Annotated in this window: 4 protein-coding genes; 3 read left to right on the top strand and 1 reads right to left on the bottom strand. The window is 64.2% G+C overall.

The window, feature by feature from the left end:
• Window positions 1-72: 72 nt before the first annotated feature.
• Window positions 73-1068: a helix-turn-helix transcriptional regulator gene (locus KUV65_RS04145; protein WP_222187788.1), complete on the bottom strand. Its 996-nt coding sequence runs from the start codon at window positions 1066-1068 to the stop codon at window positions 73-75.
• Window positions 1069-1234: 166 nt separating this feature from the next.
• Between KUV65_RS04145 and KUV65_RS04140 the strand changes: the two genes are divergently transcribed.
• From KUV65_RS04140 to KUV65_RS04130, 3 genes are all read left to right on the top strand, one after another.
• Window positions 1235-2428, top strand: a complete 1194-nt coding sequence (locus tag KUV65_RS04140) for a metallophosphoesterase family protein (protein WP_222187786.1) — start codon at window positions 1235-1237, stop codon at window positions 2426-2428.
• On the top strand, window positions 2425-5817 hold the full coding sequence (locus tag KUV65_RS04135; protein ID WP_222187783.1) for an AAA family ATPase: 3393 nt from the start codon (window positions 2425-2427) through the stop codon (window positions 5815-5817). Before KUV65_RS04140 ends, KUV65_RS04135 begins: the two co-directional genes overlap by 4 nt.
• A 291-nt stretch (window positions 5818-6108) precedes the next feature.
• Window positions 6109-9333: an STY4851/ECs_5259 family protein gene (locus KUV65_RS04130; RefSeq protein WP_222187781.1), complete on the top strand. Its 3225-nt coding sequence runs from the start codon at window positions 6109-6111 to the stop codon at window positions 9331-9333.
• Window position 9334: the final 1 nt, after the last annotated feature.

The following is a 9334-nucleotide window of genomic DNA, read 5'->3' as shown; positions in this document are numbered from 1 at the left end:
GAGAACCTTCTCGAATCGTTACAAAATCGTCTTAACCACCGTAAAGCCGCGGGGTGGCAAAAACTGACAGGGTCAGGGCAGAGCCGGAAAATCGGCGCGGCGATGGGCGGCCACCATGTCGCGCAGCGCCTTTGGGGCAAGCACCTCGACATCATCGCCCCACTGGTAAAGGTGCCAGGCCATCTCCAGATATCCCGAAGCATCGAACCGTACGATCAGCGACCCGTCGGGTTCGTCGGCCATCTCCTGTGACGGGTGAAAGACGAACGCGCGGGCGACAGGCGCGGCCTTTGGTGAAAAGCGCCATACGACAGGGCCATACTCGGCGGGGGAATGGAACGACCCAAAGGCCTGCGCCGAGAACCGGGTAAGGTCAAATGTTGGGTCGCGGGCAAAGCTGTTGCCGGTGATCTGCGCTTCGCCGATGCGGTCGAGCCGAAAACGCCGCATCTTGTCGTCGCCCCCGACGGGCCGGGCCACGAGATAGCGACGGATGCCCAGCAAAAGCCCGTAGGGTTCGAGCAAACGTTCGGACGTGCGGCCATCGGCCGAGGTATAGCTGACCTTGACTGTGAAAGGTGCGCGCAGCGCCTCGGTCAGCACACCGAGAAGCCGCGCGTTTGTTTCCACACGCGGCCCCGGACGAGAGGCGAACCCTTGCGCCTCCAGCAGCGCCTCGGCGTCCGCCTCTGTTCGGCGTGCCTGCGATGACGGCATCGCGGCAAGCAATCGGTCGCGAAGCCCCCGCAACCGCTTTGCATCATCGGGCGCCCCGTCACGCTCGGCCCGCTTCACGGCCATGTCCAAGGCAGCCAGCTCGCTGTCGCGGATGCCCTGCGCTTGCAGCCAGCGCGGATCGCATCGCGGTAGGCGCCACCGCCTACGACGATCGGCATCGTCCATCACCTCGGCTTGCGGAAAGGTGGCTTCGAACGCCCGTGTCATGCGCTGGGCCGTGCGATGGTCGCAACCGAACTCCTCGGCGATCTCTTGCAAGGATACCCCCTCGAAACGCGCAGTGGCCATATCGGCGAGGCGAAGCAGGTCAGCGGCTTTCGTGAAGGACATGCGGATCCCCAACGTGGGTGACGGATTTTGACATCCTTGTGTGTTTGATTGAAGCTGTCAACGAATCGGCGCGATGCCGGGAGGTTTTGTAGGTGATTTTGTATATGACACGCATGCGGTACGGGCTTGGTGGCCTGTCGGTGTCTCGGACCAAAGGCCCAACGGCATGAAGTTTCTGCATGTGGCCGATCTCCACCTCGACTCTCCGCTCAGAACCCAGGCTGCCCGCGACAGCGCCATGGGCGACAGCCTGCGCGGGGCCTCGCGACAGGTTTTGACACGTCTTGTAGATGCGGCTGTGGCCGAAGACGTGGATGCCGTGCTTTTCGCCGGAGATACGTTCGATAGGGACGTGGCCGATGTCGCAAGCCGGGCCGCGCTGGCCACCGAGCTGTCGCGCTTGGCCCGCGCCGGTATTCCGGCGGTCCTGATCCAGGGCAACCACGACGCGCTGCTTGATCTCGACCGTTACGGCCCGGTGTCAGAGGCGCTTACGGTTCTGACGCCGGACGCGCCCACCTTCCGCCTTGGAGAGGCGTCGTTCCACGGCATCGGGTTCACCACGCCACATATCGCCGAGAGCTTGCTGCCCCGCTATTCACGGCCCGAGCCGGGGCGCTGGAACATTGGGCTGATGCACACCTCGCTGGACGGGGCGGCCGGGCACGACCTCTACGCGCCTTGTGCCTTGGCCGATCTGGTCGGGCACGGCTATGACTACTGGGCGCTTGGGCACATCCACAAACGCAGTGTTCACGAGGCCGACGGGACACTGGTTGTCATGCCGGGCATCCCCCAGGGCCGTAGCATTCGCGAGACCGAGGGCGGGTCGGCCACCTTGGTAGAGATCGACCTGCAGGGCGTGCGCGCCCGGGAGATCCCACTTGAACTGTTGCGTTTCGCGCGGGTGCCGGTCGATTTCTCAGGGGTCGTGGATCAGGCGGGCCGCGATGCGCGGCTGCGGGCCGCCTTGGAGGCTGTGGCTGGTGGCGACGTGATGATCGCAGCCCGGCTGGAGGCGGCCGGTACCCCCGTCGAACTGGGCGATCCCCAGATGCTGGAAGCGCAGGCACGCGAAGCGGCAGAGGCCGTTTCGCGGCTCTTCGTGGACCGCGTCAGACTGCGTCCGACGACCCGGCCGCTGGATGCCGATGCCGCCGAGGATCTGGCCACATTGATGCGTGACGATGCCGCCACGCCAGGGTTCCGCGACGAGGTGCTGGCGCAGATTGCAGAACTTCGCGCGGCACTGCCGGTCGAGATCCGCGACGTTCTTGCCGACGAACGCCTCGACGATCTGATCGAGGCCGGGGTGGAGACGATGGCGTTGCGCCTCGGCATGGGGAGGTCCGAGCCATGAGGCTGCGCCAGCTCGATCTGATCCGCTATGGCCGTTTCACCGATCGCCGGCTGGATTTCGGGCCCGGCGGCGGCGAGACCGACGTGACCATCGTCTACGGCGCGAATGAGGCAGGCAAGAGCACCGCGTTTTCGGCCTGGCTTGATCTGCTGTTTGGCCTGCCGCTTCAGCACCCCTACGATTTCATCCATGCCCGCAAGGACCTGATGGTAGGTGCGACGCTCGACACGGATGATGGCCCGCTGACGCTGTGCCGAACGGGTCAGCGGCAGGGCTCGCTGACCGATGAGAACGGGCGCGCGGTGGACGAGCGGCGCCTTTCCCTGCTGCTCCACGGTCTCGACCGGGACGGCTATCGCACCCGCTTTTCCCTCGATGACGAGGTGCTCCGCCAAGGGGGCGAAGAGATCGCACGTGCCAAGGGCGATCTTGGCCAGCTTCTCCATGCCGGAACCTCGGGCCTGTCCGGGTTCGCCGATCTGCTGAAACAGGCCGAGGGCGAGGTGGAGGCCTTCCACAAGCCGCGCGGTCGGACCACGACCCTTGCCGAGGGGCGTAACCGCCTGCGCGAGATGGATGAGGCCCTGTCAAAGGCGCGGCTGGATCCCCGCAAATTCGACGCCTTGCGCCAAGCCTTGGAACGCGCAGAGCGGGCCTGTCGAGACGTGACACGGGTCCGCGACGACGCAAAGCGCCATCTCGCGGTGCGAGAGGCGGCCGATCGTCGCCGAGACCTGGCGCGTCGCATTGATGAGGCGGAGACGGCGCTCCCGCGTTGTCCTGACGGCCCGACGTTGCCACATGATGCCCTCACGCGGGTGAGCGTGGGGGTGGACGCGGCCGCACGCGCCGAAGAGGCGAAAGCAGAGGCCGGGACCGATATCGAAAGGGCCGAGGGTCTGCTCTCCGAGATGTCGCCAGACCCTGAAGGGATCGCGATCGGCCACATGCTGGCCGAGCTTGAAGCGGCCGAGTTCGACGATGGCGAGTCGCTGGTCGCCCGCGCCAGTCTGGCAGATGCCGATCTTGGCCGGCGCCGTGACGAGCGCGACAAGACCCGAACAGAGGCCCGGCAACTTGCCGCCACCCTCGCTGGTGCAGGCGCCGATCCCGCCGAGGTGGTCCTGCCACGCGACCTGCGCACCGGCATCCGGCAGGCGGCGCAAGACGTCCGCCAGACCGCCCGAGATCTGGATCAGGCGCAAACCGCCCTTGAGGATGCACGCGGCGGTCTGGGCGAGCCTGAAGACATGCCGGAGGGAGCAGAGGCTCTGGCCGATGCGCTCGACGCGTTGGATGACCTCCGGGATGATCCTGAGGAAATGGCCCGCGATCTAAAGGACCGCGAGGCCGAGGCGAGCCGTAGAGCTGCCGGGTTGCCGCCGGCATGGCGCGAATTGGCGGATGCGGGGCTTCCGACCGCAGCTGAATTGCGGGAGGCCGAACGGGCGCTGAAAGCGGTGGATGATAAGATCGCCGAGGCGCAGGACAGGCTGCATGAGGCGGAGGAGAAACTGGCGGCCTCAGAGGCCGTCCTGGACGGCGAAAGGTCGGCTGCCGCGGTGGTGACCGACGACGAGATTGCCGACACACGCGATGCGCGTGAGCGGCTGTGGTCCTCGCACCGTGCCACGCTTGACGGACATTCGGCCGAGGCGTTCGAGGCCGCGATGCGCCATGACGACGATGCCCGCAATCGCCATGTGGCAAGTGCAGAGAGCCGCGTTCGTCTTGCGCGCATGGGGGCGGAACGCATGGTGATCGCGGCTGAGCTCGACCGGCGCCGGGCCGCTGCAAAATCTGCGCACGACGCGCGCAAATCCCCGGCAGAAGCGGCCTCGCGGCTCGCCGCGCGGCTTGGGTTGGAGGCCACGACCCCGCCTGCTGTCTTCGGTGAACGGCTCGACGCGATGCAGGCCGCGCTGGAGGCGACGCTTTCGGCCGAACGCGTGATGGGGGATCTACGCGCCGCGCAAGAGAGGCGGGCGAAAGCCGAGGGCCGTGTCCGCCGCGCGGCAACGGAGATCAACGGCGACCCGCCTGCCGGACAGGATGCTGTTGCCGCTGCCCGGCGCCTGCACAAGGAGCTGGAGGCGCGACGGGCCCGGATCGCAAGTCGGCACGAGTCCGAGAAACTGGTCCGTGGCCTTGAGACACAGAAAAAGGCGAAGGAAAAAGCCAAAACAGATGCTTTAGCCGCCTACCGGAGGCTTGTGTCCGGTCTGTGGTGCGCCGAGCTGCCCGTCGAAACGGTCCTCGGGTTTTCCGACGACCTTGCCGACCTGTCCGAAATGCACGGCAAGGCGCGAGATCTCGACCGCCGGGTGAGCCGACTGGAAGCCGCCCGACGCGCATTTGACCAACGGGCGGCAAAGCTGCGCGACACACTCGGGCTGGGCGAGGAGATCGCAGTGGACGACACGCTGCGCCTTGCCCGGGGCCGCGCCCGGACGGCGGCGGAAGTAGCCGGCCGGATCGAGAAGGCTCACAACGCGCAGGAGGAGGCGAAGCGGATGCGCAACCGCCAGGCCCGCGCGGTGCAGAAGTCCGCCGAAGAGATCGGCACGGTCTTTCGTGGTCAGGGGGTCGATCCCGGCGACGACCCGCTAAGCGCCTTGCAAGTGCTTCTGGAACGGGACCGGCTGCGGGCCGAGCGCGCGGCGCTGGAGGCCGAGCGCGCCAAGGTCGCCGAGGGATTGGACGCAAAGGCGCTTGCCCAAGAAGAGGCCGACACGGACCCGATCCGCACCGAAACCCTGCGCGAGGCCGTAAAGGAGGCCGAGGCGGACCGGGAGAAGGCCATCGGCCATCGGGGCGAGGCGCGACAGGCTTTCAATGCCGCTCTTGCAACCGATGGTGGGGTCGATCAGGGGCAGGCGCGCGCCGCCCTTCTGGAGGAGTTGCGCGAGGCCGCACGCCATGCTGTGGAGACCCGGATCGGCCTGTTGGCTGCGTCCGGTGCACTGAGCCGCCTGCGCGAAGACCGCCGTGGCCCCATGATCGCCGCTGCCGAAAGGGCCTTTGCGCGCATGACTGACGGTGAATGGCCCCGTCTTGAGGCGCAGCCTGCGGGTGCCGGCGAACGCCTCGTTGGCCTAAAGAATGGACACCCTGTTGCCGCCGACGCCATGTCGACCGGGACGCGCGGCCAACTCTATTTGGCGCTTCGGGTGGCTGGCCACGCGGATTTTATCACCCGCTACGGGGCGCTTCCGTTCCTGACCGATGACATCCTCGAAACCTTTGACGACACCCGCGCGGCTGCGGCTTTGTCGCTGACCGCCGAGATGGGACGGACCGGGCAGGCGATCATGTTCACTCACCACCGCCATCTCGTCGATCTGGGGCGTGAGGTGATCCCGGACCTGCATGTGGTGGCATTGGATTGATGTCGGCGATGCAGGCACTCATCCGATGTTGCCGGCGAGTTGGCCTGTGGGGGAGGCGATGCGTCGTAATACATAACACGGCAATACTGAGCCATGCATGAATTGTTTCAGGGTCAATGTCGGTTTCACTTTTGCCATCCTTGGAGTGAAAAAAGAGTATGCGCCTTGTTTCGCTATCGTCGTTTGCTTTTCGACCAAGGACTGAGTGTTTGGCATGAATGTATTTACAAAACCGATCTTGTGTTTCCGCAGATCTGTTGACACGATCGGCTGATGAGGCAGGAAAGTATAATGAGTAGTATTAAAGATTTAAACTCCCTTTGCGGAATTCAGCCCGATGGCCGTCCTTTGCATGCATATCGCTTGGATGAAGAGGACTATGCGCAGCTTGAAATGACAATCGGACAAGGACTAAAGCATAATCGCTTTCGATCAACGGCTGCGCCCTTTGTCCTTTGGGCTGCGGAAAGATATCGCAAGGATTACGATGGCGGGGTATTGTCGTGGGATTTCCTCACACAACCACTGGGCGTTTCGCTTTCTCAGCAGCAGCTGCGTGAAATCACGCGCGAGGGTCTGGTGGGAATGGGGCGCTCTGTTCGGCGGCTGGACAGTGGCGTGCAATATCTGCGCACCATCGCGGCCGAAGGCGGGATTCCGATCCGGCTGCTGAGCGATGAAAAAGGTGGCTATCGTAGCGCACTTGTGGGTTTGGTCGCAGATCTGTCACGTATTGGGTTGGGCTGCCCACGTGATGTGGCCTTGGGGTTTGCCGCACAGCGCACCCGCCGCCTTCCGGTCGGGTATCGCACACAAGAATATTTCGCGCTGTTCGTCGACTTCGCTTTTGAGGTGCTCGAGCTGCGCGAATTGGCGCCCGAGAACATGTCGCGGCAGGATGTCGAATCTTTTCTTGACAGGGTAAAACCGGGTTGGCGCGATCGTCTGTCGCTACGCCTCGATGGGGACGCCGCGCGCAGCCTGCTCTCGGATGCGGTGCTTGTGTCAGCACGACATGGGTTGGTGACAGATCCCATGACGCGGGTGCTGCGCCGGCAGGACGGAGAAGCCTGGGTGCCATGGATCGAAGTCGAGGAGGCAGCGGAAATCGCACCTCAGCTGGTTCAAGGCGTGGACCCGGATCGACGCCGATTGCGCCTCGCGCCGGTGGGTCCGCTTGCCACCGCCGCGCCGGATTTGTTGTTTGCCCTTGATCGAGAAGCACCTGACAGGCCGTGGGAGAGTCGCCGGATCAGCGGTCGGCGCACGGCACGTTTTCGCTTTCCGTTGGATGTCGGAGCGGAATTGATGGCCATGGCTGATGGTGCGTTTTTCGGTCGGGTGCGGCTCGCCGGAGGTGAGGGGATCGAGATCGGTGCTGGGCCGACATTTTGGCGGCTGGCGGAAATGGGTGAGACTGGGGCCGATGCGCTTGCCTATGCGGGTAACGCCGCCTTGCGGACCCGTGATCCGCATGTCTGGCTGCTGGCGGAGGAAGGCAAGACGCCTGAATGCACTGACACTCTTGTCGCTGAACCGGATGGATCGGTGCCCGGTGGGGCGATCTGGCGGCTGTCGGGCAAGGGGCGTGTCCTGGTTGCAGGTGGTAATGCGCGTATTGAAACCGGGGCAGAGGATGATGCTCGCGAAGAGATCCAAGCTAATGGGTCGTTGGAGTATCGCCTGCTCGATGGCCGTGGCTCGCCAGTCCATCGTGGGGTTCCCGAGATCCTTCATCGACATCCCGGTCGTGGTTTTCGACAATTGATAGGAGCACATCTTCGGCATCGGCGGGCAGGGAGCCTACTTTGGCAGAACGGTGCGCCCCCTGACCTGGCGATGGGCCGCTTCACCTTCGCCATTCGTGAGGGTGCCACGGTTGGTGCACGGATCACCGTGAACATGGTGCCTGCAAGCTTCTCTGTGCGGGAGGTGACGCGCGGGGATGATTCGCATCGGCAGATCCGCTTTGAGGGCGTGCCGGAGGGGTGGGTGTTTCGGGTTGCAACAGGCAAGCCCCAGCGACCCGATGCGGATGGCATCGTAGACGTACAGCTGGACGCCTCAACCGCCGAAAAGGCTCGATTGCCCCTGACCTTGGCGTCGCCGGATGGCGCACCGCCTTTGAGTTGGGTGCTGAACCTGCCACGTCCACGTGGCGAGTTTCAGACCGTCGTGGGTGAGGTCTTGGCGGCGGACAGAGACATCTCCATGCAGGCTTTGAAGGATTGGCGGATCGTTCCGGCGGACGGAAGGGCGACGGATCTGCAAATCCGCCTCCACAGTCGGTCTGCCAAAGGGGCGCCCATCGTCGGCAAACGGGTCACGGTTGATCAGCCGCTTTCCGCTTTTCGGCCACTCCTTGAGGAAATGCTGGTGACCGGCGGTGCGGATGCCGAGCTGCGTCTCAGGGTAATCACGCAGGGCGACCAGTCACCGCGGTTACGCCTTCGGCATGGATCTGGGGAAACCCAGCTCTCCGGCGAAGACGTCTTTGTCTTGCATGACCGAACGCCCGTGTACGATCCCGAGCTCGAAATCATCGCGGTCGATCTCGATGATCCCGCTCGGGTGGTCGAGACCGGTGCCAGCGGTCTTTCGCATCTGGGCAATGGGCGTTGGTTCTTGTTGCCCCGCCGATGCGGCGTGCCGATGCGGCCACCGCGCCCTTTTGTATTGCCTGAGCCCGATGAATTGACTGGCAAGAATGCGCCACGCCAAGCTGACCGCATCGCCTACTTTGCACAAAGATTACAGGATAACGACGTTGCAAAGGATCTCTCTCGTTTAGCTAAATTAATGGAAACGCTGCTGGCAAATGGCGTTTCGCCCTCCGCGCTGGACGAGGTGCAGGCCTTAGGACAGGTGCCCTCAGCTGCAATTCGACTGCTTTTTCGGGTTGCGCCGTCCGATCTTGAGGATGCGCTTTCCTTGGAGTTGCATGGTGGGCCGCGATGGTCCTTCATCCACCCCGATGACTGGGCAAAAGCCTTTGCCGAAGAGGCGGAGGCCTTGCGTGTCACTTTGGCGGCACTGCCCGCTCTCGCTGACCAAGCTGATCAACAGGCCCGCGAGGCGGTGACTGCCCGTGCCGCAGACATTTTGCGGTTGCGTCCGGCCCTCGAGGGGCATGTTGCCCTTGCGCTGCAAAGGGTCGATCCGATGGCCGTCGGAACTCTTGCGCAACACCTTGGAGGATTGTCTCGAGGGCTTCAGAGGCCCGAGGCAACGCTGCTGGAAACCGCGCGGGCGATCGTCAGTCGGCAAGCCTCGGAGCCGCCGAAGTTGCATGAACTGGCAGCGCGGCGTCGTCCCGCCAAATATGACCAGTTCCACCCGGATATGCACGGCCTCATCAATGCACCTCTCGTTGTGGCCGAGATTGCCTTCGGCTTGCGTCCGCCACCGACGACCAGAGAGAGGGTTGAGCTTCTGCTCGCGGTACACGCGGATCAGGCCGGATACGAAGCCGCGTTGCCGGCTGCAATCGCTTGGCTGGCACAAGACGGACTCTGAA

The organism is Maritalea mobilis (assembly GCF_019800885.1).
Classification (GTDB): domain Bacteria; phylum Pseudomonadota; class Alphaproteobacteria; order Rhodobacterales; family Rhodobacteraceae; genus Roseibacterium; species Roseibacterium beibuensis.
This window is presented reverse-complemented; position numbering and strand designations above follow the sequence as displayed.

Excerpts from the sequence above, each read along its gene's own strand:
- KUV65_RS04135 (WP_222187783.1), top strand. The coding sequence starts at position 2,425 with ATGAGGCTGCGCCAGCTCGATCTGATCCGCTATGGCCGTTTCACCGAT.
- KUV65_RS04140 (WP_222187786.1), top strand. The coding sequence starts at position 1,235 with ATGAAGTTTCTGCATGTGGCCGATCTCCACCTCGACTCTCCGCTCAGA.
- KUV65_RS04145 (WP_222187788.1), bottom strand. The coding sequence starts at position 1,068 with ATGTCCTTCACGAAAGCCGCTGACCTGCTTCGCCTCGCCGATATGGCC.
- KUV65_RS04130 (WP_222187781.1), top strand. The coding sequence starts at position 6,109 with ATGAGTAGTATTAAAGATTTAAACTCCCTTTGCGGAATTCAGCCCGAT.